Below are 26579 nucleotides of genomic sequence, written 5' to 3'. Positions count from 1 at the left end.
TGAGGGTCAAGGACCTGCTTCAGGCGGCGGCCCGTCGGTCGCCGCGCGCGGCGACGGCGGTCTCGATCGCGGCGGCCAGGAGGTCGGCCTTGATGGGCTTCTCGACCACGCCGTCCATGCCTTCGGCCATGTACTGGGCGGCGTCCCAGGGGTCGGCGTTGGCCGTCAGGGCCAGGATCGGGACCTGGCCGGCGGGGCCGTCCAGGCGGCGGATGGCCCGGGTCGCCTCCAGGCCGTCCATCTCCGGCATGCGGATGTCCATCAGCACCAGGTCATAGAGCGCCGAGCGCGCCGCCTCGACCGCGGCCAGGCCGTCGGCGACGGCGTCGCTGGTGCAGCCGAACATTTCCACCAGGGCGCCGGCGACCATCCGGTTGGTGGCGTTGTCGTCGGCGATGAGGATGCGCAGCGGACGCTCGAACTCGGACGGCGCCTCGCGGGTCTCGGCGGGCTGGGCCTCCGGCGGAACGTCGAACAGCACCACGTCGAAGCGGAAGCTCACGCCGCGGCCGGGATTGTTGCGCGCCTCGATGGCGCCGCCCATGCGGGTCACGATCTCGCGGCAGATCGACAGGCCCAGGCCGGCGCCGCCCTGAGATCGGCCCGTCTCGGTCTGGAAGAAGGGGTTGAAGATGCTCTCCAGCCGATCGTCCGGCACGCCGACGCCGCTGTCGCGGACATCGCCGGTCAGCCGCACATGGGGACCGTCGCGTTCGGCCGTCAGCGACACCTCGACCATGCCGCGGTCAGTGAATTTCAGGGCGTTGCCGATCAGGTTGTTGAACACCTGCTTGAAGCGGATGAGATCGCCCAGCGCCCACTGCTCGTTGTCGCCGCGGTAGGAGAACAGCAGCGTCAGGCCCTTCTGTTCCGCCCGCGGACGCCATAGGCCGTCGAGGTCGTCCAGAAGCTGCGGAACGTGGAAGCCGTCCTCGGCCAGGTCCATGACGCCGGACTCGGCGCGCGAGATGTCCAGGGCGTCGGTCAGCAGCCGCAACAGGGTTTCGCCCGACTCGACGATGGTGTGGACGTAGGGCTTCAGCTCGGCCTGGGTCAGCTTGCGGTCCAGGATATCGGCGATGGCCAGCACGCCGTTCAGCGGGGTGCGGATTTCGTGGCTCATCACCGCCAGGAACTGCGACTTGGCGGTCAGCGCGGCCTGGGCCTCGACCTTGGCCTGGTTCAGCCGCTCGGCGATGCGGGTCATCTCCTCGGCGTGGGCGCGGTTGGCGGCGCTGGTCGCCTGCAGCAGAGACAGCAGCGCGCCGACGCCGAGGTAGAGGCCGTCTTCGACGACGATGAAGCCATGCATGAGGGCGGACGGGCGTTCGTCCAGCACCTCGCCCGTGAAGTCGGCCACCAGGGTGGCGCCTTCGGCGATCAGCGGCGCGCCGTCCATCAGCATCGAGATCGGGCGTTGGGCGTAGAGGGCGCGACCGTACTCGGCCGCCATGCTCAGGAAGAAGCTGTTGCGGTCGACGATGCCGACCGGCCGTCCGTCCGCATCGACCACGGGCAGGGCGAGCAGATCCGGTTCTTGCTGAAAGCGTCGATAGACCTCGCCGCCCGGCGTGTCCGGGCCCACCGGCAGCGCCCTGACGGCCAGACTCGACAGATCGGAACCCATGACGCCTCCAAAAACACGGCGCCAGACATCACGGGTATTTCTAAGCAAAAGTGAATCCTGATTTCTCTCGCTCGGTCGTATGTTCCGTACAAGGACTTATATTGCGCGACGTTTTTATGACATCGCCGAATTGGCTATTCAGGGCGAGAATATAGAAGAGTATCCAGGCGGATATGGCGCCGGGTTGCGAAATCCGTCGACGGCGGCTACAGACGACCCTGTCCAAACCAAGAGGCATCATGCTTCCCCTTGTGAACGAGGCTCGGGCCTGACGATCGGACTGTTCTAGTCCGAACGTTTCGAGCGCCCGCTGAACCCCACGCTTCCGCCCTCGCGGAGGCGCGATGTTTCACGCCTCGATATCGGACTTTTTCCAGTGAACATTTCCAAATCGCAGCAGCGTACGCTGCACGCGCTCGCCCAGGGCGGACGCATTGAACTCGTGCGCGACGAAGACGACGGCGCCCTCGTAGGCGCCGACTGCTGGACCCGCGAGGGTTGGCGACTGACCGACTGCGACCTTGCGGTCTTCAAGGCGCTGCGCCGGCGCCGCTTCGTGGCCAGCAAGGACGGCGGCCCCTATCGCATCACGCGGGACGGGCTGCTGAACCTGCGGTCGCAGCTCGACAACCGGGTCGGGGCCAAGCGGCTCTAGTCGTCAGCCCCGGTAGCGCAGGAAATGGACGCGCGCGGCGCCGTAGTCGCGTGCGTCCAGGACCTCGAAGCCGACCGGCTCGACATCGGGCTCGTCGCTGCCGCGCTCGAACATCGCGATCGCGCCCGGCGTCAGCCAGCCGCCCTCGGCCAGGCCCTGCAGGGCCTTCTCGCCCAGGCCGCGGGCGTAGGGCGGATCGAGCAGGGCGAGGTCGAACGGCGCGCCGGCGCTGGCCGGGCGGGGGCCCAGGTCGGTGGCGTCACGGCGATGGATGCGGGTGGCGCCGAACAGGCCGAAGGCGTCGATGTTCTCGCGGATCGCCCCGCGCGCCGCGTCGTCGGTCTCCACGAACAGGCAGAAGGCGGCCCCGCGCGAGATCGCCTCGAAGCCGAGCGCGCCCGAGCCCGCGAACAGGTCGATCACCCGCGCGCCCTGCAGCTCCGGCGCCCAGGCGGCGTGCTCCAGGATGTTGAACACCGCCTGTCGCGCCCGGTCGGAGGTGGGGCGCGTGCCCTGTCCGGGCGGGGTGACGATGCCGCGCCCGCGCAGGGCGCCCGAAACGATGCGCATGAGAAGTCCTCGTCGCCGCTGGCGAATCGTCGCCGGCTGCGCGCTAGATGGTGCGGAACGATCCCTTACCCACCGCGGAGCCCCCGTTCAAATGCTGACCTGGCCTGCGACGGACCGCTACCTGAACCTGGCCGAGATCCCGGCCTTCCTGGCGCTGGTCCAGCGGAAGGAGCGGGCCTGGTGGCGCATCGTGCTGACGGTCCTGTTGGGCGCCGTCGGCTTCTTTCTCGTCGGACTGCTCGGGATGCCGATCGCCGCCGGGCTCGGGATGGGGTTGCTGGCCGCGATGGGCGAACCCGCCACGTTCGGCCGCGCCCTGGACATCGCGCTGTCGACAGGCGGGACGGACACGAGCGGTTCGCTGGCCGCCGAGGGCGTCCGCATCGTGACCCTGGGCGTTCTGTTCGCCGGGCTGGCCCTCACGCTGCTGCTGACGCTGGCGGCGGTGAACCGCCGACCGATGCGCAGCTGGATCACGGCCGCGCCCCGGTTCCGCTGGCGGCTCATGCTGCTGGGGCTGACGCTCTACGCTGGCGTGCTGGCCGTCGTTCTCGGGGTCAGCGTGCTCAGTGGCGACGACAGCCTGCGTCCGCCGCTTTTCACGCCGGGCGAGCCCCTGGACGCGCGGCTGCTTTACGCGGGGGTCGTCCTGCTGGCGATCCCTCTGGCGGCGGCGTTCGAGGAGATTCTTTGCCGCGGCTGGATGATGCAGCTGACCGGGGCGTTCTCGCGGAACCTGATCGTGCTGCTGCTGGTCAACGGCGCGATCTTCTCGGGGCTCCATCTCGATCCCGATCCGGGCCGCTTCGTCGCGCGCCTGGCCAGCGGCGTGGCCTTCAGCTGGGCGGCCCTTCGGCTTGGCGGGCTGGAGTTCGCCATCGGCGCCCATGCCGCCAACAACCTGATGATCGCCCTGTTCGCGCAGACCATCACCGCCAACCTCAGCGACACCACGCCGGCGTCGGCCGTGGAGATCGCGATCGAGCTGGCCGCCGCGGTCGCTCTGATGGGCCTGGCGGAGCTGACCCTGCGGTGGGCTCCCCTGCGCCAGTGGAGCGGCGCGGGCCTCACTGCCAGCGCAGCGGCGGCGCCTCGGCCTTCAGCCTGAGCAGGGCCTCGCGCAGCCCGTCCATGAACTCGGTGCGGCGGCCGCCCCAGCGGATCGGCTCGCCGATCAGGACGGCGCAGTTCATCGGCACCGGGATCGCCTCGCCCTTCGGCAGCACGCGGCCCGCGCCCTGGATCCAGACCGGCGTCACCGGCGCGTCCGGAAAGGCCTCGGCCAGGCGGGCGACGCCGCTCTTCAGCCGGGCGATCTCGTCGCTGGCGTCGCCGCGGGTGCCTTCCGGGAAGACGATGATGATGTCGCCGTCGGCCAGGGCCTGTTTGGCCGGGGCCAGGATATCCTCGCCCGAGGCCACACGGTCGCGCGCCACCGGCACGATGCCGACCAGGTTGCGCGAGAACCAGCCGACCACCGGGTCCTTCAGGAAGTAGTCGGACGCCGCCGCCGGCCGCACCTTGCCGACGATCCGCGCCGGGAAGATCGACAGCATCAGCAGGGTGTCCATGTGGCTGTTGTGGTTGGCCACGATGATCGCGGGACCCCGGACCGGAAGGTGCTCCTCGCCCGTCACGTCGGCCCCGGTCATGAATTTGGCGACCGGTCGGGCGATGAGCAGGATCAGCAGCCAGCGCAGCCAGGCCATCTCAGAACTTCTCCACCGCGAACCAGGCCAGCAGGTGGAAATAGATCGGGGCCGTGAAGGTCAAGCTGTCGATGCGGTCCAGGATGCCGCCGTGGCCGGGGATGAACTTCGAGGTGTCCTTGACCCCGATGTCGCGCTTGATCGCGCTCATGGTGACGTCGCCGGCGAAGCCCGCCACGGGCAGCACCAGGGCGGTGATCGCCAGGCCGACGCCGCTGAGCGGGGTGAACAGCGGGCCGGCGAACCAGATCAGGGCGGCGGTGCTGAGCCATCCGCCGATGAAGCCCTCCCAGGTCTTGTTGGGACTGACCCGCGGGATGATCTTGTGGCGGCCGAGCAGCTTGCCCCAGACGTACTGCGCCACGTCGTTGAACTCGGTGGCCACCAGCAGGAAGAAGACGAGGCCGGCCGCGCCGGCCGGGGTCTCGATCGCCGGGGTCCGCGTCAGGTAGGCGACGTAGCCGATGTTGTAGACGCAGGTCATCAGCCCCCAGTGGAACAGGGCGACCCGGCTCAGATAGCCTTGAGTCTGGCCGACGACCGCCATCAGCCAGGGGGTGATCAGGAAGGCGTAGACGGGGATCAGGACCAGGTAGATCCCGTAGACGTCCAGGGCGATGAAGGCGTAGTTCACCGGGATGGCCAGATAGGCGGCCAGGATGATCAGCCGGTCCTCGCGTCTCGTCGGGGCCAGCGACAGGAACTCGCGCAGGGCGACGAAGGACACCGCCGCGAAAAGGGTCACCGTCGCCGGCCAGCCCGCGAGCAGAGCCGCCGCCAGGATGGCGATCATCACCCACCAGCTGGCGATGCGCTGACGCAGCTCCTTGTAGTCCTTGCTCGGCCGGCTGACGGTCAGGACGCCGGCGACGACGCTGCCGAGCACCAGCAGGCCGACGACGCCCGTCAGACCCCAGATCAGCGCCGGCGGCTGCTCGGCGAGAAAACGCGCGATGATGTCCAATCCGTCCCCGACCGGGCTGCCCCTGCGATGTGGGAGAGCTTGCCGCGCGCGGCGATCCGGTCAAGGCTCCGCGTCATGCAGAGGTTGATGAAGTCCAGCGCCGTCCACATCGCTTTCGGCTTCCTGCTGATGGGCGGCTGGACCCTGTTCGCCAACCGGGCCCACGGCCTGGCCGAGTCGTGGCTGCCGGCGCTGGTCCAGGGGACGATCTCCGGCGCGCTGACCGGCATCCTCAAGAAGGTGCTGGAGACGCTCGACGGCAGGCTGTCCGGCGCCGCCGCCTACGTCGTCCCGCCGATGATCACCGCCGGCTCGATCCTGGCGGTGCTGACCGTGGTCCACCGGCTGATCGGCACGCCCGAGCTGATCGCCACCATCGCCTTCCCCTGGACGGTCTCGACCCTCTACGCCGTGATCTACAACGCCCGCCTCGTCGCCGACCGTCGGAAGGCCGCATGACCGCCGAAAGTCCCGAGAACCGCCGTCCGCTGAAGACCCGCTCCGCCGGCTGGGCGGGCGCTCTGGCCGCCGCCCTGGGACGGGCGAGGGTCAGTCCGGACACCATCTCGTTCGCCTCGATCGCGTTCGCGGTGCTGGGCGCGGGCGCGCTGGGGATGTCGGGTTTCGGCGAGGGCGGCGTCCGGGTGGCTTGGCTGCTGCTCGGGGCGCTGTGCATCCAGCTGCGCCTGCTGGCCAACATGCTGGATGGGATGGTCGCGGTGGAGCACGGCCTGGGCGGGCCGGCGGGCCCGATCTGGAACGAGCTGCCGGACCGGGTCGCCGACGCCTTCTTCCTGGTCGCGGCCGGCTACGGCGCGGTGGCCATGGGCCAGCATGCCGGCGACTGGCTGGGGTGGATCGCGACCGTCCTGGCCATCCTGACCGCCTATGTCCGGGAGCTGGGGCGCGGGCTGGGCTTTCCGGCCGACTTCCGCGGGCCGATGGCCAAGCCGCATCGCATGTTCGTGCTCACCGTCGCCTGCCTGGTCAGCGCCGCCGAGCCGCTGTGGGACTGGAGAGGGCAGACGCTGATCATCGCGCTGGCCCTCATCGCGGCGGGCAGCCTGATCACGGTGATCCGCAGGACGGCCCGGCTGGCCGCTCAATTGCGCGAGCGGGGCTAGCCTCGACGCTTCGGGCCGGCGCCCGGCCCGCCGGGGCGGCTCGGCTTGCCGGCGGGCTTTCCGGCCGGACGCGGTCCGCGCGGGCCAGCGGGCTTGCCGGTCGACGCCGGGCGAGGGCCGTCCGCGCGGGCGGACGGCCGTGACCCCTTCGGGCCCTCGGACCAGGCCTTCTTGGCCGGAGCGCCTTTCTTGGCGTGCGGATTGAGCTTGGGTTTGGCCTTGGCCCAGCCGGCCTTCTTCGGCTGGCGCGGGCCCTTGATCTCGCCGCTCTCCTGGCCGGGGCGCAGGGCGCGACGGGGGGCGGCGTCCGCCTCGCGCGGCGTTCCGCCGGCCTCGCCCGAGGGGCGCCGGCGTCCGGCGCCGGGGGCGCCTTTGAACTGGACCGCCGAGCCCTTGGGCATGTTCTCCGGCGGGATCACGTCGGCGAGCAGCTCGCGGATAACCCGGGGGCCGACCTCCTCGACGTCGCCCGCGCCCAGGTCGCCGAGCGCGAACGGGCCATAGCTGAGGCGGAGCAGGCGATTGACCTTCAGTCCGATCGACTCGAGCACGCGACGGACTTCGCGGTTCTTGCCCTCGGTCAGGCTGACCGTGATCCAGACGTTGCGCGCGCCCTCACGATCGCCGACGGCCTTGTCCAGTTTGGCCTCGATCGCGCCGTACCGGACGCCCTCGACGACGACGCCGTCCTTCAGCTTGTCCAGCCGCTCCTGGGTGGCGTAGCCGAAGGCGCGGACGCGGTAGCGGCGCACCCAGGCGGCCGAGGGCATCTCCAGCGCCCGCGACAGCTCCCCGTCGTTGGTCAGCAGCAGCAGGCCCTCGGAGTTCAGGTCGAGGCGGCCGATCGAGATCACCCGCGGCAGACCCTCCGGCAGGTTCTGGAACACCGTCGGCCGGCCGCCGGGGTCGTTGTGGCTGGTCACCAGACCGACCGGCTTGTGATAGCGGAACAGTCGCGTCGGCTCGGCGCCGGCGACGACCTCGCCGTCCACGGTCAGGATGTCGCCGGGCTCGACCTTCACGGCGGGCGTGGTCAGGGTCTGGCCGTTGATCGCGACGCGGCCGGCCTCGATCAGCCGCTCGACTTCACGACGGGACGCAACGCCGGCCCGGGCCAGGACCTTGGCGACGCGCTGGTGGTCGGCGGACTCGTCGGACGAATTGGGACGTGCAGCCATGCGGCCTGCTCCTTTACAAGGACGGTGTCGCCTCCCGGCGATAATCGAGCCCGTAAAGCACAAAACGCCGGACGCCGCCACGTGACGACCCTCTCAGACCCTTTGCCGAGTGATTGGGACGCCATGCGGATCGCGCTCGACGAGGCGCGGACGGCGGCCGAGGCCGGCGAGACGCCGGTGGGGGCGGTCGTGCTCGATCCGGCGTCGGGCGAGGTGCTGGCGCGGGCGGGCAACCACCCGATCGGCGCCCACGACCCCACCGCCCATGCCGAGATCGCGGCGATGCGGATCGCGGCCGAGAAGCTGGGCAACTACCGGCTGACCGACCTGACCCTGGTGGTGACGCTGGAGCCCTGTGCGATGTGCGCCGGCGCCATCAGCCATGCTCGCATCGGCCGGGTGGTGTTCGGGGCGGAGGATCCGAAGGGCGGCGCCGTGGTCCACGGTCCGCGCTTCTTCGAGCAGCCGACCTGCCACTGGCGGCCGCAGGTGACCGGCGGGGTGCTGGCCGACGAGAGCGCCGAGCTGCTGCGCGGATTCTTCCGGGCGCGGCGCAAGAAATGACCGCCCGCTACGCCGAGTTCGCGCCCCGGCCGGACCTGGCGGCCCACGTCGCCTGCGTCTGGGTGTTCGAGGGCGAGGACGCCGACGAGGATCAGCGGATCGCGCCAGACGGCCGCTGCGAGCTGATCGTCCACTACGGTCGGCCCTACCTCGAACGGACGGCGGCGGGAGACTATGTCCGCCAGCCGCGGGTGCTTTTCGCCGGACAGCTGACCCGGCCGCTGCATATCCGGGCCGACGGGGCGGCGGGCGTGGTCGGGGTGCGGTTCACCGAGGCGGGGGCCTACGCCTATCTCCGCCGGCCGCTCGACGCCTTCACCGATCGTCGCGCCCCGCTGGACGTCGGCGGCTTCAGCGCGGTCGACGAGGCGGCGCGTCTGACGCAGGTCCAGGACCATGTCGTCGCCGAGATCGCTCGGCTGGCTGTCGCGTCGGACCCGTCGGTCGAGCGTTGCGTGGCCGATCTGGAGGCGGGCGCGAGCGTCGAGGCGCTGTGCCGGCAGACCGGGCTGTCGCCCCGCGCGCTGCAGCGCCGCTTCGCGACCCGGGTCGGCGTCTCCCCGCGGATGCTGGCCTCCATCCTGCGTTTTCGGCGCGTGTTCGAGGCCCTGCGCGAGGCCGACGCGGAGACCTGGACGGAGGCGGCTCAGGCGGCGGGCTATTTCGACCATCCGCAGATGGCGCGGGACTTCCGGCGGTTCGTCGGCTGCACGCCGTCGCAGTTCGTGGCCGTGGAGCGGGGATTGTCTTCCAGTCTGGCCGACCTGCCGGCCTGAACTGTCGCAAACTTACAAGCGGCGCTCCGGGGCGAGGGGCAGGGTGAAGCGTCGCTAGAGGGGAGCTTGTCAATGAAGCGTATCGCGTTCGCCTGCCTGTTGCTTGCCGCCGCAGCGCCCGTCGCCAGGGCGGCCGAGACGGCGTCGGTCGCCGACCTGGCCTGGATGGCCGGAACCTGGACCGTGACCCGGGGCGAAACCACGACCCGGGAAACCTGGCTGCCGCCGCTCGACGGGGCGATGGGCGGCGTCGGACAGACCAGCCGCAAGGGCAAGCCCGCGCGGTTCGAGTTCATGAGCATCACCACCGAGACGGCAGGCCCGACCTTCACCGCGCGCGTCGGCGGCCAGCCGCCGACGCCCTTCGTGCTCAAGCCCGGCGGCAAGGACGAGGCGGTGTTCGAGAACCTCGCCCACGACTTTCCGCAGCGGGTGATCTATCGCCGCTGCGGCGAGGACCTCTGCGGCCGTATCGAGGGGACGATGAACGGCAAGGCCGAGGCCATGGACTGGCGCTATCGGCGGCCGTAGCGCTCAGCCGCCGCCAAGCAGGCGGGGCAGGTTCGGCTGGCCGGTGTGCGCCGTCACCCCGCCGTCGACGGGAATGACGGCGCCGGTCATGTAGGAGGCCTCGTCCGAGGCGAGGAAGGCCACGACATTGGCGATCTCCTCCGGTTGGGCGAAGCGGCCGAGCGGCACGGCGTCATCCCAGCGCTCGCGGACGCCCTGCATCGCCTTGATCCCGGCGATGATCGGCGTGTCCACGGGGCCTGGGCAGACGGCGTTGGCGCGGATGCCCTCGCGGGCGTGGTCGATGGCCAGGGAGCGCGTGTAGTTGATCACCCCGGCCTTGGCGGCGTTGTAGGCGGCGAAGCTGTAGTCGCCGGCCAGGCCCGAGATCGAGGCGGTGTTGACGATCGCTCCGCCGCCCCGCGCCCGCATCAGCGGTATCGCCGCCTTGCAGCCGTAGAAGACCGCGTTCAGGTCGATCTCGATCACCCGCCGCCAGTCCTCGACCGGCAGATCCGGCGTCGCGCCGAAGCTGCCGATCCCGGCGTTGTTGAACAGGACGTCGACCCCGCCGAAGGCGTCCGCGGCGGCCGTCATCAGCGCCTGGACCTGCGGCCAGTCGGAGACGTCCGTGTGCTGGTAGCGGGCCCGGTCGCCCAGCGCCGAGGCGGCGGCCGCGCCGGCCTCGTCGTTCAGGTCGGCGACGACCACGCTCGCGCCCTCGGCGTGGAAGCGTCGGGCCGCCGCCAGCCCGATGCCCGACGCGCCGCCGGTGACGACGACCACCTTGTTCTCGAACCGCATTCGCGCCGCTCCTCCTGATCTAGAAATTTGAGCCTACTCCAATTTTCTTGACTTCCTAGAGTTCACTCCAATGATCCGTGCCGAGCTCGCCTTCGAGAGCGGGCCGTTCAGGGAGATGTCCGATGGATGCCGCGACCACCGCCGCGCCGAGCCGCAAGATCGAGATCCGCCGCGCCTCGCAGGGGGGCGAGCTGATGGAGGCCATGAGCCTGGCCCCCGTCGACATGACCCAGATGGAGGGGCTCGCGAAGCTGGTCGCGGCCGACTACCAGAAGGGCTTCGTGGTGAAGGTGCTGTTCTCCAGCGCCGAGCCGCCGATGAGCCTGACCTACAGCTGGTTCAAGCCGGGCTTTCCGCTGCCGCGCCACAGCCACAGCGCCGACTGCCTCTACTATGTGATCTCCGGCGAGATGCGGATGGGCGAGGACGCGCTGGGCGCCGGCGACTGCATGTTCGTGCCGGCCGGGGCGCTCTACACCTTCGAGACCGGTCCGCAGGGCGTGGAGTTCATCGAGTTCCGCACGGCGCCGAAGTACGACATCCGCTACGCCTCGCCGGCCAAGGCCTGGGAGCGGCAGCTCGAGCAGACCCGTACGCATGCGGCGCATTGGGACGACGAGACGCCGCCCATGGCCGTGCGACGGATGACGGGCGAGGTCTAGGGTCTGTACTCTATACCGCTCATCCCCGCGTAGGCGGGGACCCGAGCTGACTGTGCGGCTTCATCGATCGGGTCAGGTTTGAAAATCAGCTTGGGTCCCCGCCTTCGCGAGGACCTTCGGATGAAAACTCATACGCTCAGACCGGCATCGCCGCCGGGCTGAGGGCCGATCCGGCCTAGGCGAACGCGTCCAGGCGGGCGTCGAGGCGCTCGCGGACGGCCGGCCATTCGTTCTTGAGCACGGAGAAGATCACCGTGTCTCGCACGCGGCCGGTCCAGGTCACGCGATCCGCGCGCAGGATGCCCTCCTGCACGGCTCCGAGCTTCAGCACCGCCGCCCGCGAGCGGGCGTTCAGGGCGTCGACCCGGAAGGTCACCCGCGTGGCGCCGCTGTCGAAGGCGTGGATCATCATCAGCCGCTTGCAGGCCGGGTTCACCGCGCCGCCGCGCACGTCGGGCCGGAAGTAGGTGCCGCCGATCTCCGTGGCGTTGTTGGGCGGGTCCGGGAAGTAGCAGCTGACGCCGACCACCGCGTCGCCGCGCAGGACGGCGTGGGCCAGGACCAGGCCCTTGGCCATGGCCTTCTGCGTTCGCTCCCAGTAGGGCGCGAAGTGCTCGCCGGCCATGGAGTAGGGGTAGACGGACCAGATCTCCTGGTCCGCCTCGGCGGCGGCGCGCAGGCCCTCGCGATGCGGCTCGGCCAGGGGCTCGAGGCGCACATGCGCGTCCTGCAGAGCCGCCGCGGCCAGGTTCATGCGACCTCGGCGTACTCGCGCAGGCGGAAGTCGAGGCGGTCGCGGACGGCCGGCCAGTCGAAGTCGCAGATCGACAGGACCACCGTGTCGCGGACGTGGCCCGTCCAGGTGACCCTGTGGTTGCGCAGCGAGCCCTCGCGGTCGGCGCCGAGCTTCATGACGGCCGCCTGGCTGCGGGCGTTGCGCTCGTCGATCAGGAACTCGACGCGGATGGCGCCGGCGTCGAAGGCCTGGGCGAGCAGGAGCCGCTTGGACTCCGGGTTCACCGGGCCCGAGCGGACGTCCGGATGCAGGAAGGTCGAGCCGATCTCGACCCCCCGGTCCAGCTTGCGGATGTTGCGGAGGCTGGTGGTCCCGACCACGCGCTTGTCGCTGATCCGGCGGATGACGTAGCCGATGCGCTCGCCGCGTTCGGTCTCGCCCTGCAGGGCGCCCCACCAGTCGCCGAAGCCCTCGCCGCAGCCGTTGACCGACATGATCTCCCAGGACTCGGGATCGCAGTCGACGGCCGCGCGCAACTCGTCGCGGTGCTCGGGGGTGACGGGTTCCAGCCGCACGTGGCGGCCCTTGAGAAGCTTTGGCTTGAGGATCATGGGCGGCAGCCTGCCAAAGACGGGCGCGCTTGGGAACCGGCTTCATTGAATTCCATGCCGGATGCGATTGACTTTATATAAAACATAAAATTATGCTCTCCTTGCATAAAGGAACCTCTCATGGCTCTCGCCACCGATTCCAAGCTTGTCGACCAGTCCCGACTTTTCGAGGGCGTCGCCTGGGCGGCCGTCATCGCGGTCTCCATCCAACTGTGGTTCGTCTTCGATCCGATGACGACCCTGGGGCCGATCTACGACGCCGCCCTGGCGCGCGACTCGGCGGCGGCGAAAGCGGCCAGCCCGCTGGTGTTCGACAGGATCGCCGCCGTTCTGCCGGCGCTCTGCTACCTGGGCGGCCTGATGGCCGTGGCCCATATCTTCGAGCGGGTGGCCAAGGGCGAGCTGTTCTCCGCCGCCAACGCCAGGGGGCTGGCCGAGGTCGGGGCGTCGCTCCTTTGGGGCGCCGCGGCGACAGCGATCGTTGCGCCGCTGATCCGCACCGTCACGGCGGGTTTTGGCGGCTGGGGCGGCTTCAGGCTGGAGCCGGAGACCTGGGTCATCGCGGTGATCGGCGGCGCCATCCTGGTGCTCGGCCGCATGCTGTCCAGCGCCGTCGCCCTGAAGACCGAGCTTGAGGAGATCGTCTGATGCCCGCCGGCTTCACGCCTGCTCAGGAACGCTCCCTGAAACACCAGGCCAAGCTCCTGCAGTTCACCGCCACGCTGGTCGTGATCGCCGCCGTCCTGAACTTCCTGCGGATTGGCGGCGTGTTCCCGTTCCTGTTCGCGGCCGTGGACGGATCGGGGGGCGGCGACGAGGCCGCGGCCCTGCTGCGCAATCTGGTCGCGGCGATTCCGACCTTCTTCTACATCGGCGCGGTCTGGATCGCCGGCGGCATCTTCGCCCGCGTGGGGCAGGGGGAGATCTTCACCGTCCGCAACAGTCGCGCCCTGGCCATGGTCGGCGGCGCGGTCGGGCTGGGCGCGGCGTCGGCGATCGTGATCATCCCGCCCTTGCTCGCCTGGATCGACGGAATCCCCTATCGGTTCGAGAGCGCGCCGTCCGATATGCTGCTGGCCGTGATCGGCGGACTGATTCAGATGCTCGGCTTCACGCACGCCAAGGCTGGGGCCATCCGGTCGGAACTGGACGAGATCATCTGAGTGCCCGTCGTCGTCACGCTCGACATCATGCTGGCCCGTCGCAAGATGAAGGCGCGCGACCTGGCTCAGCGTATCGGCCTGTCCGAGACCCAGCTCAGCCTGTTGCGCACCGGCAAGGTGCGGGGCGTGCGCTTCGAGACCCTGGCCAAGCTATGCGCGGTGCTGGAGTGCGCGCCAGGGGACCTGCTGGAATACGAGTACGATGCGTCGGACCTGGCCGCGCCGGTCGATGAAGCTTGAGCCGAAAGGCCCGCGCCGCGCTGCTCGACCGGCGCCGCGCGGGAGAGTCTATCGGTACTCCGAAAGCAGCAGGTTGAAGCCTCTCTCGCGGCGACGCCAAATGCAACCTGAGATGGATGTTTTCGTGTTCACGCTCTGAGTGGCGCCAGCTCCCGGCCTTTCCCGCTTGCCCCTTGCGTCAACCGGCGCTACGGTGCCTTCAAACGATCGTTTGAATTCGGACAACAAAGGGCAGGGACGACCATGGACTTCGATATCTCCCCCAAGCAGCGCCAGTTCCTCGACCGCGTGGTCGCCTTCATCGAGGAGCACATCGTCCCGGCGGTGCCGCGCTACAACGAGGAAATGAACGTCCTCGGCGACGAGCGCTGGAAGGTCGTCCAGGTCGTCGAGGAGCTGAAGGTCAAGGCCAAGGCCGCGGGCCTGTGGAACTTCTTCATGCCGCCGCACAGCGGCCAGATCCACGTCGACGACACCTTCGAGTTCGAAGGCGTCCAGCTGACCAACCTCGAGTACAGCCTGATCGCCGAGCAGATGGGCAAGATCGGCTTCGCCTCGGAGGTGTTCAACTGCTCCGCGCCGGACACCGGCAACATGGAAGTGCTGATGCGCTACGGCACGCTGGAGCAGAAGGAGCGCTGGCTGCGCCCGCTGATGAACGGCGAGATCCGCTCGGCCTTCCTGATGACCGAGCCGGCCGTGGCCAGCTCGGACGCCACCAACATCGAGACCCGGATCGAGCGCGACGGCGACCACTATGTGATCAACGGCCGCAAGTGGTGGTCCTCGGGCGTGGGCGATCCGCGCTGCAAGGTCGCCATCGTCATGGGCAAGACCGATCCGGACAACGCCAGCCGCCACCAGCAGCAGTCGCAGGTGCTGGTGCCGCTCGACGCCCCCGGCATCGAAATCGTCCGCATGCTGCCGGTGTTCGGCTACGACGACGCGCCGCACGGCCACGCCGAGGTCATCCTCAAGGACGTGCGCGTGCCGATCGAGGAAGGCCTGCTGCTCGGCGAGGGCCGCGGCTTCGAGATCGCCCAGGGGCGGCTTGGCCCGGGCCGTATCCACCACTGCATGCGCACCATCGGCTCGGCGGAAGTCGCGCTCGAGAAGATGGTCAAGCGCCTGATGAGCCGGAAGGCCTTCGGCAAGTACCTGTCCGACCATTCGGTCTGGGAGCAGCGCGTCGCCGAGGCCCGCATCGACATCGAGATGTGCCGCCTGCTGTGCCTGAAGGCCGCCGACATGATGGACAAGGCCGGCAACAAGTCGGCCCGGATCGAGATCGCCATGATCAAGGTCGCCGCCCCGCGGATCGCCCTGAAGATCATCGACGACGCGATCCAGGCCCACGGCGGCGCCGGCGTCACCACCGACTTCGGCCTGGCCAAGATGTACGCCGGCCAGCGGACCCTGCGCCTGGCCGACGGCCCGGACGAGGTCCACTGCCGCACCATCGCCCAGAACGAGTTCGGCAAGTACGGCGACCTGCGCATGCAGCAGAAGGCCGAGCGCGACCGCGCTCTGGAAGTGGCCGGCATCCGCTAGGCTCGAGCCTCTCGGTCCTTGGAGCCCCGCCAGCGGAGACGCCGGCGGGGCTTTTTATTGACCTGGCGCGCATGTGATCGGCGTGGGGGTTGCGGCGCATCGGGTTGTGCAGGAAGACCGGGCCGATCCCCGCCATAGGTGTAGAGTTCTGTTCCGATCCGCTTCCAAGGCGGCGCCAGCTGTAGCTGTGTTGAGCGTCGTGTCTCTGATGTCTTCCTGCGCCACTCCGCTCGAGACGACGCCCGGCCGCACGGCCACTGAACAGCTGTTGATCTCCAATGCGGCCGACGAAGCGGCTTCTCGGCTCAGCCTGCCGATGGTCGAGGGGCGGAAGGTGTTCCTGGACGCCGGCAGTTTCAGCGGCGAAGGCGCCGCCTATGCCAGGGCTTCGCTGCGCGGTGCGCTCATCCGGCAAGGCGCGATCCTGGAGGATGATCGGGCCGCGGCCGAGATCGTCGTCGAGGCCCGTCTTGGCGCGCTGGGGATCGATCAGGTCAACCGCGTGCTCGGGGTGCCGCAGATGACCCTGCCGATGTCGTCGAACCTGACCCTGGCGACGATCCCGGAACTGACTCTCTACAGCCGCCGAGACCGCGTGGGCATCGCCGAGATGACGGTGCTGGTCTACGAGCCTCGCACCGGCCGCCTGCTTGCGGCGCTGACGCCGCTGGTCGGCGACGTGCGCATCCGCAGCCACAAGCTCCTGATGATCCTGTCCTGGGGGCAACGCCAACTGCAGCCCGGCCAAACTGAGGAAACGCCCTCGTGGCGTCAGTTCTGAGGATCGGGCGTCGATAGGACGCGGCGACCCTACTTCGTCACCACCATGTCGCCGCTCTGAATCGCACCCGGCAGCAGGGCCAGGGGGTTCTCGACGTTGGTGAAGGCGACCGGCAGGCCGACGCAGGCCAGGGCGCTGGGCGCATCGCAGACGTGGAAATGCAGATGCGGCTCCGTCGACGAGCCCGAGCTGCCGACGTGGCCAAGCAGCTGCCCCGCCTTGACCGCCTGGCCGACTCTCACCGCCGCGGGCCCGGGCTTGAGGTGGGCGTAGACGCTGTACTCGCCCCAGGGATGGCGGACGATCACCAGGTTGCCGCCCAGGGCGTCGAGGCCCTTGGCCATCAGGGCGCCCTGCCACCGCTGAATCCGGCCGAAGTAGGCCTGCTGGCTCTCGCCCGGCTTGCGGACCGCCGTGGCGTCCTCAACCTGGTCCGAGATCACCTGAACCACCTCGCCGTCCGCGGCGGCCAGGACCGGCTGGCCGTAGACGTAGTAGTCGGCGAAGCGCGCGCCGTCGCCCCGATAGCTGAGCCCGCCGGCGCCCAGCTGGCCGATGTCCAGCGCGAAGGCCTCGGGCACGACCCAGCGGTGATGGGTGTTCAGGCTCGGGGCGGCCTGGACGTAGAAGACGCCCTTCATCGGAAAGGCGTAGCGCGCCTCCGGAGCGGTCGCCGCCAGCGGCAGGACGCGCATCGCCGTTTCGCCGCCGCCGGTCGACCGGACCACGACGCGCAGAGCGTCGCGCTTGCCGGTCCAGCCGAAGACCTGGTCGGTGATCAGCAGAGCCTGGCCGGACGCCAGGACAGGGGCGGCGGCCAGCTTGGCGGGAGGCCTGCCCAGCACGTCGCCGAACTGGAAGCCGATCGCGTCGATCATGCCCGCGGCCTGGAGCGCCGCGCCGCGCTTCGCGGCCGCCGTGAGAACCGCGCCGTCCAGCGTGCGGCGATCAACGACGCTCTGCTCCCGCAGCAGCTCGAGGTCGACGGCCTCGATCGTCAGCGGCGCGCCGGTGGTGTTCACCACGGCGATGTTGTGGACGACGAGACCTTGGACGCCATGGACGCTGTCGAGCGGATAGCTGTGGAGCGGCGCCGACGGATAGGCGCGGATTTCGGGCGGAGCCGCGATAGCTGGGGTCGCCAGCAGGGCGGTCAGCAGGGCGAGGGCGAGCGGGCGCACGGCGACATCTCCTGGAGCAGCTGCACAAGCTTTTCCACGGAACGACGGTATGCGCCGCTTAATTCGTCGTAAGCGCGGCTAGACCCACACGGCCGGGCTGGGGTCGAACTGGCGTCCGGCCCAGAAGGGCAGGGACAGGGTCAGACCCATCAGCACCTCGAACGGCAGGGCCTGGATCGAGGCGCCGTCGACCCGGCGGTCGATCGCGGTGGAGGCCGCCCGTCCCACGGCCGCGCCGGCCCAGGCCAAGGCGAGGGCCAGGGCCATGCTGGCGCCGACGCTCGGGTAGTAGCCGAGCAGCGCCGCCGTTCCGCCGTGGGCGAGCACGAGCAGGCCGCCGAACCCGCGCACGCCCGCGAGGGCCGCGCGGTTGTCTTCGGCAGGCGCAAGACCGGCCCGCTGGAGCGCTTCGTCCGGCCGCGCCAGGACATAGCCGCCCATTCCGCCTGCCAGGCAGCAGGCCAGAACGGCCAGGATGAAGGGGATCAAAGAGTCACTCCGGCTGAGCCCATGTCGCCATCATAGGACGCCGCGCCGCGTGGCGCGAGGTGGTCGGCGGGCGCCGGCTGGGCGCGGCGCCTCATCCCGGGTCTAGGCCGGAGCGTGACAGACGGCCTCGATGTTGTGGCCGTCCGGGTCGAGCACGAAGGCCCCGTAGTAGTCGGCGTGATAGTGCGGGCGAGGGCCCGGCGGGCCGTTGTCCCGCCCTCCGGCGGCCAGGGCGGCGGCGTAGAAGGCGTCCACGGCCGCGCGGTTGGCGGCGGCGAGGGCGATGTGCAGCTTGCCGCGCGTCGGATCGTCCTGGGCGATCCAGAAGAAGGGACGATCGGCGCCGTAGCCGACGCACTGGACGCCGCCGGCGTGCTCGGGCGGCACGACGAACAGCTGCTTCAGGCCCAGGGGCGCCAGGGCCGCGTCATAGAAGGCCGTCGAGCGCGCGTAGTCGCTGATTCCGAAGGTGATGTGATCGAGCATGGGACGTCCTGACTCCAGAGGGGCCGGATGCTGTGCGCCTCGCGCCCTGCTGGCAAGGCGGAGCCAAAAAGAAAGGGCGGCGGACCTTTCGGCCCGCCGCCCCGTCGTCAGGTCATCGTCAGGAGACGATTAGTAGCTGACGGTCGCGCCCACGAAGAAGAAGCGGCCGCGGTTGTCGTAGGACGAAGCGCCCGTGCCCGTGCCGGTGAAGGTTTCCGGCAGGTACGGCGGTTGCTCGTCGGTGAAGTTCACGACGCCGGCGCGGAACGACACGTCGTCGTTCATCCGGTAGGTCATGCGCAGGTCATGCGTGAAGTAGTCGTCGGTGTAGTACGGGCTCAGCGAGCTGACCGGCACGCTGGGGACCTGCACCGCCATCGAACCGATGTAGCGGGTCTGCCACTGGAAGCGGAACTTATCCACGGCCCAGGTGGCGGCGAAGTTGGCCTTCCACTCCGGCGTGGCGTTCGGGATCGTGTTGGCCAGGCCGGTGAACGGCTGACCCGGCAGACCCTGCAGGTCGAAGGTGTACTGACGGGTGACGTCGAGACGCAGGGTGACGTCGCCGAGGTCGCCGCCGGTCGGAGCCGCGAAGGCGCCGTTGAAGATCTCGCTCGGACGGAAGCGGTACTGAGTCGAGACGTCGTAGCCTTCGACGTTCACCGCCGCCACGTTCTGGTTGACCAGTTTGACGTGGTCGACGCCGCCGGTGGCGTTACGCTGGATGGCCGCGCAGAACGGGTTCGACGCGTAGGGCGTCGACGAGTCGTAGCAGAGATCCGACAGCAGCGTCTGCAGCGGCACGAGGCCGATCTGCTGCTCGAGCTCGACCCGGTACCAGTCGATCGACATCGAGAAGCCCGGCGCGAAGCGCGGCTGGATCACGACGCCGACCTGGTTGGTGGTCGCCTCTTCCGGCTTCAGGTCCGGGTTGCCGCCTTGCAGGAGCCGCAGCGTCGGACGGTTGTTGCCGATGTTCGAGGTGAAGGTCGCCGGGTTCCAGTTGGCGATCGCCGCGGCGCAGGTGATGTTCCGGGCGGCCTTCTGGGCGGCGGTCGCACCCGCGTACACCACCGAGTCGCAGGGATCCTGCGGCGGGGTGTTGGCCGGGGTGAAGTTCGTGCTTTGCGGCGCGTACAGCTCGACGATGTTCGGCGCCCGCACGGCGGTGCCGCGGTTGGCCCGGAAGCGGATGTCCTGGATCGGAGCCCACTCCAGCGCCAGACGCCATTGGTCGGCGGTGCCGATGGTCGAGTAGTCGCTGATGCGGCCGGCGGCTTCGAAGGTCAGCTCCTCGGCGAACGGCACGTTCTTCAGCAGCGGAACGCGAAGCTCGGCGTAGACGTCCTTCACGTCGTACTCGCCGGCGCGGGTGCCGATCGAGTTGAAGAACAGCGCGCCGCTGGCGCTCAGGGCGTCCTGCTGGAAGCGGCTTTCTTCCTTGCGGTACTCGGCGCCGAAGGCGAAGCCGACCGGGCCGGCCGGCAGGTCGAACAGGTCGGTCGAGGCGTTGGCCGACAGGACCGTCTGCTTGATCGTCTGTTCGCCGTAGGCGTTGGCGTTGGCGTAGGCCACCGCGGCGGCCGACGGGCCGTCGACCAGGTTCCACGGCACGCAGCCGGCGGCGGCGGCGCGGACGGCCGGGTCCGCGGACGTGGTCGCGCGGCAGACGACATTGCCGCCCACCAGGATCGCGTCCGTCGCCATCTGGACCTTCTTCACGTTCGGGACGTTGAAGGCGGTCGTCTTGCCGGTCGTCTCGCCGTACTGGCCGTACCAATCCCAGCTGATGTTCCGGTTCAGGAACTCGAAGTCGCCGTTCATGCCGATGACCGCGCGCAGGGTCTCGCGCTCGATCTCGGTGTCACGGCCGCCGAACTCCTGCCAGAACTTGCCGACCTGGGCGCTGGAGCCGCTGGTGAAGTCCTTGCCCGAGCGCACCCAGTGGTAGCGCAGATCGGCCGCCGTCGAGGTGTTGCCGGCCAGGAAGGCGTTGTCGCCGAAGATGGCGACCGGCATGGTCGTGGGGCCGCCGGCGGCCGGCGAGAAGGCCGGCTGCGAGATGCCGCGGCCGTTGACCTTGGCGTAGCTCAGCTCGCCGAAGACGTTGACGTTGCTGGTCAGTTCGTACTCGGCGTAGCCGCGGATCGTGCCGCGTTCGACTTCGCCCTGCAGCGCGTTGTAAATCTGGCCGTAGAACAGCGCGTCGTCCTGGCAGTTGGACTGGACGGTCGCCGTCGAGCAGGGGGTCGACAGCTGGGTGACCTTGGTGCGGTCCCGCACGTCGAGCGTGACGGCGTAGGCATGCTTGGTCGGATCGAACGCTTCGGTCGCACCCGGGATCGGGCCGCTGCGAAGCTGGAAGGTCGCGTAGGGCGAGGTGTTCGTCTTGCTCTGCGGAACGATCGTCTGCGGGTTGGCCGTGTTGCGGCGGATGCCCGGGTAGGCCCACTTGCGGTCGGCCTGCATGATCGCTTCCTGGCGGGCGTACTCGCCGCCGACGATCACGTTCAGGCGGTCATCGAAGAAGCGGCCGCCCCAGCTCGCGCCGGCGCGGAACTCGCCGCCGTCGCTCTGTTGCGAGAGGCCGCCCTGGACGTCGAACAGGAAGCCGTCCTGCTTCTTCTTCATGATGATGTTGACGACGCCGGCGATGGCTTCCGAGCCGTAGACGGCCGAAGCGGCGCCCGGGACGGCGTCGAGACGCTCGACCATCAGCGACGGGATCATGTTCAGGTCGACGGCCGGCGAGGCGGCGTCGCTGAACACGTGACGGCGGCCGTCGACCAGCACCAGCGTGCGCGTCGCGCCCAGGCCGCGCAGGTCGATCCGCGCCTGGCCGGAGTTGAACAGCGTCGAGGAGGTGTTCTGGGCGTTGCTGTTGGCGTTGACCATCGGCAGGTCCATCAGGACGTCGCCGAGGATGACGTTGCCCGAATCCTGGATGGTTTCAGCGCTGACCGACGCGATCGGCATCGGGGTGTTGAAGGTGTCGCGCTTGATCCGCGAGCCGGTGACGACGACCGCTTCGACGTCGGCGGCCTCTTCGGTCTGCGCGTACGCGAAGGGAGCGGCGAAGGTCGCGCCGCAGAGCAGCGTGGTCGCCAAGAGCCTGGTTCTGATGGAAACTTTTTTCACTAAACCCTCCCGCCCACAAACGCGCGGGCACTGTGTTCAACTTGGTGCTTTCGGAGCGGTCCCCCGACCGAAACCCTTGCCAGAGAAGGAGTGAGCCCTCCTTCGGACAAGGAGCCGCTTCGTAGAGAACCCGCTTCCCCCCGGTCAACGGACTATTTCGGTTTTGTAACGGTGAGAGCGCGAGAGTCTCAAAATGGGCACAGTTTCGCCATGACGTACCGCCGTTACGCCATTTTGGGCAAAATTTTGTCTTTCTCCCGGACGCCATTTGTACAGGCCTTCTAGGCGGCGGCCGCTTGACTCCCGGCAGGCCCGATCCTACCTCGCTGGCGTCGTTGGCACTCGTGAGGGGTGACTGCTAACAGCAGCCTCTGGATGGCCGACGGAACCGTTCAACAACACCGTACCCACGGAGACGACCGATGAAGTTTCGTCCTCTTGGCGACCGCGTCCTGGTGAAGCGCGTCGAGGAAGAAGAGAAGACCAAGGGCGGGATCATCATCCCCGACACCGCCAAGGAAAAGCCGCAGGAAGGCGAAGTCATCGCCGTCGGCCCCGGCGCCCGCGATGAAGACGGCGACTACATCAAGCCGGACGTGAAGGTCGGCGACAAGATCCTGTTCGGCAAGTGGTCCGGCACCGAAGTGAAGGTGGACGGCCAGGACCTGCTGATCATGAAGGAAAGCGACATCCTGGGCGTGGTCGAGGCCTAACTCAGGTCCGCTCATCCCGGCAAAGCCGGGACCCAGATTCAGCTTCCCAGCTAGCAATTCAAACCGAAGCTCTCGCGTCCTCCGACCTGGAACCCGGCATTCGCCGGGACGAGCGGAGACGGGGAGCCGGAACTCCAGAAGGAAATCGAAATGGCCGCCAAAGACGTCTATTTCTCCTCCGACGCGCGCGACCGCATGCTGCGCGGCGTCAACATCCTCGCCAACGCGGTGAAGGTGACCCTCGGCCCCAAGGGCCGCAACGTCGTGATCGAAAAGTCCTTCGGCGCCCCGCGCTCGACCAAGGACGGCGTCTCGGTCGCCAAGGAAATCGAACTGGCTGACCGCTTCGAGAACCTCGGCGCCCAGCTGATCCGCGAAGTCGCCTCCAAGACCAACGACAAGGCCGGCGACGGCACCACCACCGCCACCGTCCTGGCCCAGGCGATCGTCGTCGAAGGCCTGAAGTCGGTCGCGGCCGGCATGAACCCGATGGACCTGAAGCGCGGCATCGACAAGGCCGTCGCCGCGGTGATCGAAGAGATCAAGAGCACCTCGAAGAAGGTCTCGGCCAACAGCGAGATCGCTCAGGTCGGCACCATCTCGGCCAACGGCGACCTGGAAGTCGGCGAGATGATCGCCCGCGCCATGGAAAAGGTCGGCAACGAGGGCGTGATCACCGTCGAGGAAGCCAAGACCGCCGAAACCGAGCTCGACGTCGTCGAAGGCATGCAGTTCGACCGCGGCTACCTGTCGCCGTACTTCATCACCAACGCCGACAAGATGGAAACGGTGCTCGAAGAGCCCCTGATCCTGCTGTTCGAGAAGAAGCTCTCGGGCCTGCAGCCGCTGCTGCCGGTGCTGGAAGCCGTGGTCCAGTCGGGCCGCCCGCTGCTGATCATCGCGGAAGACATCGAAGGCGAAGCCCTGGCCACCCTGGTGGTCAACAAGCTGCGCGGCGGCCTGCGCGTCGCGGCCGTCAAGGCTCCGGGCTTCGGCGACCGCCGCAAGGCCATGCTGGAAGACATCGCCATCCTGACGGGCGGCCAGGTCATCAGCGAAGACCTGGGCATCAAGCTCGAGTCGGTCACCCTGGACATGCTCGGCAAGGCCAAGAAGGTCACCATCACCAAGGACGACACCACGATCGTCGACGGTTCGGGCGACAAGGACGGCATCGAAGCCCGCGTCGGCCAGATCAAGAAGCAGATCGAAGACACCACCAGCGACTACGACAAGGAAAAGCTGCAAGAGCGTCTGGCCAAGCTGGCCGGCGGCGTTGCGGTGATCCGCGTCGGCGGCGCCACGGAAGTCGAAGTGAAGGAAAAGAAGGACCGCGTCGACGACGCCCTGAACGCGACCCGCGCGGCCGTGGAAGAAGGCATCGTCCCCGGCGGCGGCATCGCGCTGCTGAAGGGCTCGAAGGTCCTCGACACCCTGACCGGCGACAACGACGACCAGACCGCGGGCATCGCCATCGTGCGTCGCGCGCTGCAGGCGCCGATCCGTCAGATCTCGGAAAACGCCGGCGTCGAAGGCTCGATCGTCGTGGGCAAGGTGCTGGAAAACAGCTCGGCCACCTTCGGCTTCAATGCCCAGACGGAAGAGTACGGCGACCTGGTGAAGATGGGCGTCATCGACCCGGCCAAGGTCGTCCGCACGGCTCTGCAGGACGCGGCCTCGGTCGCCAGCCTGCTGATCACCACCGAAGCGGCGATCGTCGAAGCCCCGAAGAAGAACGCTCCGGCCGCCGGCGGCATGCCGGGCGGCATGGGCGGCATGGGCGACATGGACTTCTAAGGAAGTCCGGTCACTCTTCGACCGAAGAGAAGGGCGGGTCCGAAAGGTCCCGCCCTTTTTCTATGACCTGATCCTCCCCCGCAGGGGGAGGGGGACCATGCGAAGCATGGTGGAGGGGGTCTTCGGTGGATGCGGTTTGCTTCTATGGCGAAGGGGTTTCGTCAGCGCTCTTCCCGCGGGCCGATGACCAGCTGGCCGGCCCAGTTGACCACGGTCATCACCAGCGCCCCGAACACCGCCGGCCAGAACCCGGCGACGCTGAAGCCTTCGAGGAAATAGGCGGTCAGGCTGAACATCCCCGCGTTCACCACCAGCAGGAACAGGCCCAGGGTCAGCAGCGTCGCCGGGAGGGTCAGCAGGATCACCACCGGCCGGACCACGGCGTTGACGACGCCCAGGATCAGGGCGGCGATGAGCAGGGTCGTCCCGTCGGCGATGTTCACGCCGGGCACGAAGCGGTCCGCCAGCCACAGGCCGGCCATCCCGACCAGGGTGCGAAGGACCAGACGGATCAGCAGCATGCGGGGCTCCCCAGAACGCGATCTCGGCGGAGCTTAGCGTGATTTCCGACATGGAAAAGGATGCGCGGACATCGCCGGCGCATCCCTTCCGACGCCCTTCTGGGCGACCCCCTCTTCCCAGGAGGGGTGGGTCTCGGTGCGGCCTATTCCGCCGGCAGCAGGTTCTCGTTGCGGCGGGCCATGAGGCGGTCGAACTCGCCCCACACGCCCTCTTCGCCGTGCCATTGGCCCTTGGTCGCGGCCTTGGAGTATTCGGTGGCGCGGGCCTCGAAGAAGTTGGCGTGCTCCACGCCGCTGAGCAGCGACTGCAGCCATGGCAGCGGGTTTTCCTTCACGCCGTAGACTTCCGGCAGCTGCAGCTGGCGCAGGCGCCAGTCGGCGATGAAGCGGATGTAGGTCTTGATGTCGTCCGGGACCATGCCCTGGACCGGACCCATCTCGAAGGCCAGGTCGATGAACTTGTCCTCCATCTCCACCACCGTCTTGCAGCAGTCGATGATGTCGTCGGCCACGGCCTTGGTGACCGCGCCGGTCTCCTTGTTGAAGGCGTGGTACAGCTTGATGATGCCCTCGCAGTGCAGGCTCTCGTCCCGCACCGACCACGACACGATCTGGCCCATGCCCTTCATCTTGTTGAAGCGCGGGAAGTTCATCAGCATCGCGAAGCTGGCGAACAGCTGCAGGCCTTCGGCGAAGCCGCCGAACATGGCCAGGGTGCGGCAGATGTCGGCGTTGGTCTCGACGCCGAACTTCTGCATGAAGTCGTGCTTGTCGCGCATCGCCTCGTACTCGAGGAAGGCGGCGAACTCGCTCTCCGGCATGCCGATCGTCTCGAGCAGCAGCGCGTAGGCGGCGATGTGGATGGTCTCCATGTTGGCGAACGACGCCAGCATCATCTTCACTTCGGTCGGTTTGAACACCCGGCCGTAGCGTTCCATGTAGTTGTCCTGCACCTCGATGTCCGCCTGGGTGAAGAAGCGGAAGATCTGGGTCAGCAGGTTGCGCTCGCCGTCGCTCAGATTGACGGCCCAGTCCTTCATGTCCTCGCCGAGCGGCACTTCCTCGGGCATCCAGTGGACTTGCTGCTGCTTCTTCCACATGTCGAACGCCCACGGATAGCGGAACGGCTTGTAGGCCGCCGACGAGGTGAGCAGGCCGGGCGTGGTGATCAGCTTGGACGAGGCCATGGCGAAGTGCGGACTCCGGACGGGTGCGGGCAAGAATCGTGTCGATGCGTTAGGCTGGAGACAACCTATCAAACCAATGCGGTGCATCTAGTGGTTAGGGTCATCTTAGCCACAAGATGTTGTGAGGGTGTGGATAACAAATGGTGAATGGCCCCCTGACCGTCTACGGCGCCCTCGGATCGGGCAGCGTGCCCGTCGAGGCGGCGATGACCCTGATCGGCCTGGACCACGAGGTGGTCGAGGGCGCGACCTGGGAGCACGATCCGGAGGTGCTCGAGCGGGTGCGCCGGGTGAACCCGATGGTTCAGATCCCGACCGTGGTGCTGCCGTCCGGCGAGATCCTGACCGAGAGCGGCGCGATCCTGGTCTGGCTGGCGGACAACCACCCCGAGGCGCGCCTGGCGCCGCCGGTCGGCCATCCGCTGCGGGGCCAGTTCCTGCGCTGGATGACCTTCATTCCGGCCTCGATCTACTCGATGTTCTGGGTGCGGGACGTGCCTTCCCGACTGGCCGGACCAGACCCGGAGGCCGGCGAGCGGGTGAAGCGGGCCACCGCCGAGCGCATCGCCGACTGCTGGCGGATGATGGACGAGCAGATCGCGCCGGCCGGCGATTATCTGCTGGGCGACGCCCCGTCGGTGCTGGACCTGTACGTCACGGTGGTCAGCCGGTGGGGCCCAGGGCGCAACCGCTTCTATCGCGAGGCGCCGAAGATGACGCCGATCGTCAAGCGCGTGGACGCCGATCCGCGGCTGAAGGCCTTCTGGGCCGACCGCTTCCCGTTCGAGCCGGGTTGGGAGCGATAGGCGGAGAGGGCGTGCGTCCTTCGAGACGCTCGCTTG

At 68.6% G+C, this 26579-nt stretch carries 30 protein-coding genes; 16 read left to right on the top strand and 14 right to left on the bottom strand.

Translation table 11 applies throughout. The features are described 5' to 3' along the window. Positions 1 to 19 precede the first annotated feature (19 nt). Positions 20 to 1627, bottom strand: a complete 1608-nt coding sequence (locus tag CSW64_RS18860; RefSeq protein ID WP_099623546.1) for an ATP-binding protein — start codon at positions 1625 to 1627, stop codon at positions 20 to 22. Positions 1628 to 2003: 376 nt separating this feature from the next. Here CSW64_RS18860 and CSW64_RS18855 point away from each other — a divergent pair, with 376 nt between their 5' ends. After that, entirely contained in the window at positions 2004 to 2282 is a 279-nt protein-coding gene (locus tag CSW64_RS18855) for a YjhX family toxin (RefSeq protein WP_099623545.1), read from the top strand. A gap of 3 nt (positions 2283 to 2285) precedes the next feature. Here CSW64_RS18855 and rsmD read toward each other — a convergent pair whose 3' ends face one another. Beyond that, positions 2286 to 2852: a 16S rRNA (guanine(966)-N(2))-methyltransferase RsmD gene (gene rsmD, locus CSW64_RS18850; RefSeq protein ID WP_099623544.1), complete on the bottom strand. Its 567-nt coding sequence runs from the start codon at positions 2850 to 2852 to the stop codon at positions 2286 to 2288. 91 nt (positions 2853 to 2943) lie between these two features. Between rsmD and CSW64_RS18845 the strand changes: the two genes are divergently transcribed. Then, a complete protein-coding gene (locus CSW64_RS18845; protein ID WP_172448626.1) occupies positions 2944 to 3960 on the top strand; it encodes a CPBP family intramembrane glutamic endopeptidase in 1017 nt (338 codons plus the stop codon). On the opposite strand, the gene CSW64_RS18840 is transcribed toward CSW64_RS18845, so the two are convergent. Both CSW64_RS18840 and CSW64_RS18835 read right to left on the bottom strand, forming a co-directional pair. Beyond that, positions 3920 to 4561 carry a lysophospholipid acyltransferase family protein gene (locus CSW64_RS18840; protein WP_099623542.1) on the bottom strand — a complete coding sequence of 214 codons (642 nt, stop codon included), beginning with the start codon at positions 4559 to 4561 and terminating at the stop codon, positions 3920 to 3922. The two genes, CSW64_RS18845 and CSW64_RS18840, sit on opposite strands and share 41 nt — an antisense overlap. Position 4562: 1 nt before the next feature. Beyond that, positions 4563 to 5525 (bottom strand): phosphatidate cytidylyltransferase, encoded by a 963-nt coding sequence (locus CSW64_RS18835; RefSeq protein WP_216361209.1) that lies wholly within the window; start codon positions 5523 to 5525, stop codon positions 4563 to 4565. An 87-nt stretch (positions 5526 to 5612) separates the two neighbouring features. Between CSW64_RS18835 and CSW64_RS18830 the strand changes: the two genes are divergently transcribed. After that, positions 5613 to 5984: a hypothetical protein gene (locus CSW64_RS18830; protein ID WP_099623541.1), complete on the top strand. Its 372-nt coding sequence runs from the start codon at positions 5613 to 5615 to the stop codon at positions 5982 to 5984. Then, the gene (locus CSW64_RS18825; RefSeq protein WP_099623540.1) at positions 5981 to 6649 is read left to right on the top strand and encodes a CDP-alcohol phosphatidyltransferase family protein; all 669 of its coding nucleotides are present in this window, start codon (positions 5981 to 5983) and stop codon (positions 6647 to 6649) included. The genes CSW64_RS18830 and CSW64_RS18825 overlap by 4 nt, the downstream gene beginning before the upstream one ends. Here CSW64_RS18825 and CSW64_RS18820 read toward each other — a convergent pair. After that, positions 6646 to 7827, bottom strand: a complete 1182-nt coding sequence (locus CSW64_RS18820; RefSeq protein WP_099623539.1) for a pseudouridine synthase — start codon at positions 7825 to 7827, stop codon at positions 6646 to 6648. The genes CSW64_RS18825 and CSW64_RS18820 overlap by 4 nt on opposite strands. 123 nt (positions 7828 to 7950) lie before the next feature. On the opposite strand from CSW64_RS18820, the gene tadA reads away from it, so the two are divergent. The 3 genes from tadA (at position 7951) to CSW64_RS18805 (ending at position 9698) form a co-directional block, all read left to right on the top strand. Continuing rightward, positions 7951 to 8391, top strand: a complete 441-nt coding sequence (gene tadA, locus CSW64_RS18815; RefSeq protein WP_099623538.1) for a tRNA adenosine(34) deaminase TadA — start codon at positions 7951 to 7953, stop codon at positions 8389 to 8391. Next, entirely contained in the window at positions 8388 to 9167 is a 780-nt protein-coding gene (locus CSW64_RS18810) for a helix-turn-helix domain-containing protein (RefSeq protein ID WP_099623537.1), read from the top strand. Before tadA ends, CSW64_RS18810 begins: the two co-directional genes overlap by 4 nt. A 72-nt stretch (positions 9168 to 9239) precedes the next feature. Further along, positions 9240 to 9698, top strand: coding sequence for a DUF6265 family protein (locus CSW64_RS18805; RefSeq protein WP_099623536.1), 459 nt, complete (start codon positions 9240 to 9242; stop codon positions 9696 to 9698). A gap of 3 nt (positions 9699 to 9701) precedes the next feature. On the opposite strand, the gene budC is transcribed toward CSW64_RS18805, so the two are convergent. Beyond that, on the bottom strand, positions 9702 to 10481 hold the full coding sequence (gene budC, locus CSW64_RS18800) for a meso-2,3-butanediol dehydrogenase (RefSeq protein WP_099623535.1): 780 nt from the start codon (positions 10479 to 10481) through the stop codon (positions 9702 to 9704). A gap of 122 nt (positions 10482 to 10603) precedes the next feature. On the opposite strand from budC, the gene CSW64_RS18795 reads away from it, so the two are divergent. Further along, the gene (locus CSW64_RS18795) at positions 10604 to 11143 is read left to right on the top strand and encodes a cupin domain-containing protein (protein ID WP_099623534.1); all 540 of its coding nucleotides are present in this window, start codon (positions 10604 to 10606) and stop codon (positions 11141 to 11143) included. Between the two features lie 175 nt (positions 11144 to 11318). Here the strand turns inward: CSW64_RS18795 and CSW64_RS18790 are convergent, their stop codons facing one another. Both CSW64_RS18790 and CSW64_RS18785 read right to left on the bottom strand, forming a co-directional pair. After that, on the bottom strand, positions 11319 to 11897 hold the full coding sequence (locus CSW64_RS18790) for a GNAT family N-acetyltransferase (RefSeq protein WP_099623533.1): 579 nt from the start codon (positions 11895 to 11897) through the stop codon (positions 11319 to 11321). Then, positions 11894 to 12490: a GNAT family N-acetyltransferase gene (locus CSW64_RS18785; protein WP_099623532.1), complete on the bottom strand. Its 597-nt coding sequence runs from the start codon at positions 12488 to 12490 to the stop codon at positions 11894 to 11896. The genes CSW64_RS18790 and CSW64_RS18785 overlap by 4 nt, the downstream gene beginning before the upstream one ends. 120 nt (positions 12491 to 12610) lie before the next feature. On the opposite strand from CSW64_RS18785, the gene CSW64_RS18780 reads away from it, so the two are divergent. From CSW64_RS18780 to CSW64_RS18760, 5 genes are all read left to right on the top strand, one after another. Next, positions 12611 to 13138 (top strand): DUF2975 domain-containing protein, encoded by a 528-nt coding sequence (locus CSW64_RS18780; RefSeq protein WP_099623531.1) that lies wholly within the window; start codon positions 12611 to 12613, stop codon positions 13136 to 13138. Next, positions 13138 to 13653: a hypothetical protein gene (locus CSW64_RS18775; RefSeq protein WP_099623530.1), complete on the top strand. Its 516-nt coding sequence runs from the start codon at positions 13138 to 13140 to the stop codon at positions 13651 to 13653. The genes CSW64_RS18780 and CSW64_RS18775 overlap by 1 nt, the downstream gene beginning before the upstream one ends. Continuing rightward, a complete protein-coding gene (locus CSW64_RS18770; protein WP_099623529.1) occupies positions 13654 to 13893 on the top strand; it encodes a helix-turn-helix domain-containing protein in 240 nt (79 codons plus the stop codon). A 243-nt stretch (positions 13894 to 14136) separates the two neighbouring features. Beyond that, complete coding sequence (locus CSW64_RS18765) at positions 14137 to 15444, top strand: acyl-CoA dehydrogenase family protein (RefSeq protein ID WP_099623528.1); 1308 nt, start codon at positions 14137 to 14139, stop codon at positions 15442 to 15444. Between the two features lie 208 nt (positions 15445 to 15652). After that, positions 15653 to 16225, top strand: a complete 573-nt coding sequence (locus tag CSW64_RS18760; RefSeq protein WP_099623527.1) for a DUF6655 family protein — start codon at positions 15653 to 15655, stop codon at positions 16223 to 16225. Positions 16226 to 16254: 29 nt separating this feature from the next. On the opposite strand, the gene CSW64_RS18755 is transcribed toward CSW64_RS18760, so the two are convergent. The 4 genes from CSW64_RS18755 to CSW64_RS18740 form a co-directional block, all read right to left on the bottom strand. Next, a complete protein-coding gene (locus CSW64_RS18755) occupies positions 16255 to 17406 on the bottom strand; it encodes a M23 family metallopeptidase (protein WP_099623526.1) in 1152 nt (383 codons plus the stop codon). A 78-nt stretch (positions 17407 to 17484) separates the two neighbouring features. Then, on the bottom strand, positions 17485 to 17895 hold the full coding sequence (locus CSW64_RS18750; protein ID WP_245863766.1) for a DUF4345 family protein: 411 nt from the start codon (positions 17893 to 17895) through the stop codon (positions 17485 to 17487). Between the two features lie 102 nt (positions 17896 to 17997). Next, positions 17998 to 18381 carry a VOC family protein gene (locus CSW64_RS18745; protein ID WP_099623525.1) on the bottom strand — a complete coding sequence of 128 codons (384 nt, stop codon included), beginning with the start codon at positions 18379 to 18381 and terminating at the stop codon, positions 17998 to 18000. A 129-nt stretch (positions 18382 to 18510) separates the two neighbouring features. Further along, positions 18511 to 21489, bottom strand: coding sequence for a TonB-dependent receptor plug domain-containing protein (locus tag CSW64_RS18740; RefSeq protein ID WP_099623524.1), 2979 nt, complete (start codon positions 21487 to 21489; stop codon positions 18511 to 18513). Between the two features lie 452 nt (positions 21490 to 21941). Between CSW64_RS18740 and groES the strand changes: the two genes are divergently transcribed. Next, entirely contained in the window at positions 21942 to 22232 is a 291-nt protein-coding gene (gene groES, locus CSW64_RS18735) for a co-chaperone GroES (protein WP_099623523.1), read from the top strand. A gap of 150 nt (positions 22233 to 22382) precedes the next feature. Then, the gene (groL, locus tag CSW64_RS18730; RefSeq protein ID WP_099623522.1) at positions 22383 to 24029 is read left to right on the top strand and encodes a chaperonin GroEL; all 1647 of its coding nucleotides are present in this window, start codon (positions 22383 to 22385) and stop codon (positions 24027 to 24029) included. 161 nt (positions 24030 to 24190) lie between these two features. Here the strand turns inward: groL and CSW64_RS18725 are convergent, their stop codons facing one another. Then, positions 24191 to 24550 (bottom strand): phage holin family protein, encoded by a 360-nt coding sequence (locus CSW64_RS18725; RefSeq protein ID WP_342745830.1) that lies wholly within the window; start codon positions 24548 to 24550, stop codon positions 24191 to 24193. A gap of 143 nt (positions 24551 to 24693) precedes the next feature. Continuing rightward, complete coding sequence (locus tag CSW64_RS18720; RefSeq protein WP_099623521.1) at positions 24694 to 25737, bottom strand: ribonucleotide-diphosphate reductase subunit beta; 1044 nt, start codon at positions 25735 to 25737, stop codon at positions 24694 to 24696. A gap of 140 nt (positions 25738 to 25877) precedes the next feature. Here CSW64_RS18720 and CSW64_RS18715 point away from each other — a divergent pair, with 140 nt between their 5' ends. Continuing rightward, the gene (locus CSW64_RS18715; protein ID WP_425430350.1) at positions 25878 to 26543 is read left to right on the top strand and encodes a glutathione S-transferase family protein; all 666 of its coding nucleotides are present in this window, start codon (positions 25878 to 25880) and stop codon (positions 26541 to 26543) included. Positions 26544 to 26579: the final 36 nt, after the last annotated feature.

Source organism: Caulobacter mirabilis, assembly GCF_002749615.1.
In the GTDB taxonomy this organism is placed as follows: Bacteria; Pseudomonadota; Alphaproteobacteria; order Caulobacterales; family Caulobacteraceae; genus Caulobacter; species Caulobacter mirabilis.
The sequence above is the reverse complement of the archived record's forward strand: the minus strand, read 5'-3'. Positions and strand labels throughout refer to the sequence as shown.

Coding starts and splice junctions, on each gene's coding strand:
- CSW64_RS18840 (WP_099623542.1), bottom strand. CDS start 4,561: ATGGCCTGGCTGCGCTGGCTGCTGATCCTGCTCATCGCCCGACCGGTC.
- CSW64_RS18720 (WP_099623521.1), bottom strand. CDS start 25,737: ATGGCCTCGTCCAAGCTGATCACCACGCCCGGCCTGCTCACCTCGTCG.
- CSW64_RS18805 (WP_099623536.1), top strand. CDS start 9,240: ATGAAGCGTATCGCGTTCGCCTGCCTGTTGCTTGCCGCCGCAGCGCCC.
- CSW64_RS18825 (WP_099623540.1), top strand. CDS start 5,981: ATGACCGCCGAAAGTCCCGAGAACCGCCGTCCGCTGAAGACCCGCTCC.
- CSW64_RS18845 (WP_172448626.1), top strand. CDS start 2,944: ATGCTGACCTGGCCTGCGACGGACCGCTACCTGAACCTGGCCGAGATC.
- CSW64_RS18715 (WP_425430350.1), top strand. CDS start 25,878: ATGGTGAATGGCCCCCTGACCGTCTACGGCGCCCTCGGATCGGGCAGC.
- tadA (WP_099623538.1), top strand. CDS start 7,951: ATGCGGATCGCGCTCGACGAGGCGCGGACGGCGGCCGAGGCCGGCGAG.
- CSW64_RS18785 (WP_099623532.1), bottom strand. CDS start 12,490: ATGATCCTCAAGCCAAAGCTTCTCAAGGGCCGCCACGTGCGGCTGGAA.
- CSW64_RS18775 (WP_099623530.1), top strand. CDS start 13,138: ATGCCCGCCGGCTTCACGCCTGCTCAGGAACGCTCCCTGAAACACCAG.
- CSW64_RS18760 (WP_099623527.1), top strand. CDS start 15,653: ATGTCTTCCTGCGCCACTCCGCTCGAGACGACGCCCGGCCGCACGGCC.
- CSW64_RS18820 (WP_099623539.1), bottom strand. CDS start 7,827: ATGGCTGCACGTCCCAATTCGTCCGACGAGTCCGCCGACCACCAGCGC.
- CSW64_RS18745 (WP_099623525.1), bottom strand. CDS start 18,381: ATGCTCGATCACATCACCTTCGGAATCAGCGACTACGCGCGCTCGACG.
- CSW64_RS18790 (WP_099623533.1), bottom strand. CDS start 11,897: ATGAACCTGGCCGCGGCGGCTCTGCAGGACGCGCATGTGCGCCTCGAG.
- CSW64_RS18765 (WP_099623528.1), top strand. CDS start 14,137: ATGGACTTCGATATCTCCCCCAAGCAGCGCCAGTTCCTCGACCGCGTG.
- CSW64_RS18860 (WP_099623546.1), bottom strand. CDS start 1,627: ATGGGTTCCGATCTGTCGAGTCTGGCCGTCAGGGCGCTGCCGGTGGGC.
- budC (WP_099623535.1), bottom strand. CDS start 10,481: ATGCGGTTCGAGAACAAGGTGGTCGTCGTCACCGGCGGCGCGTCGGGC.
- groL (WP_099623522.1), top strand. CDS start 22,383: ATGGCCGCCAAAGACGTCTATTTCTCCTCCGACGCGCGCGACCGCATG.
- CSW64_RS18795 (WP_099623534.1), top strand. CDS start 10,604: ATGGATGCCGCGACCACCGCCGCGCCGAGCCGCAAGATCGAGATCCGC.
- rsmD (WP_099623544.1), bottom strand. CDS start 2,852: ATGCGCATCGTTTCGGGCGCCCTGCGCGGGCGCGGCATCGTCACCCCG.
- CSW64_RS18725 (WP_342745830.1), bottom strand. CDS start 24,550: ATGCTGCTGATCCGTCTGGTCCTTCGCACCCTGGTCGGGATGGCCGGC.
- CSW64_RS18780 (WP_099623531.1), top strand. CDS start 12,611: ATGGCTCTCGCCACCGATTCCAAGCTTGTCGACCAGTCCCGACTTTTC.
- CSW64_RS18810 (WP_099623537.1), top strand. CDS start 8,388: ATGACCGCCCGCTACGCCGAGTTCGCGCCCCGGCCGGACCTGGCGGCC.
- CSW64_RS18830 (WP_099623541.1), top strand. CDS start 5,613: ATGAAGTCCAGCGCCGTCCACATCGCTTTCGGCTTCCTGCTGATGGGC.
- groES (WP_099623523.1), top strand. CDS start 21,942: ATGAAGTTTCGTCCTCTTGGCGACCGCGTCCTGGTGAAGCGCGTCGAG.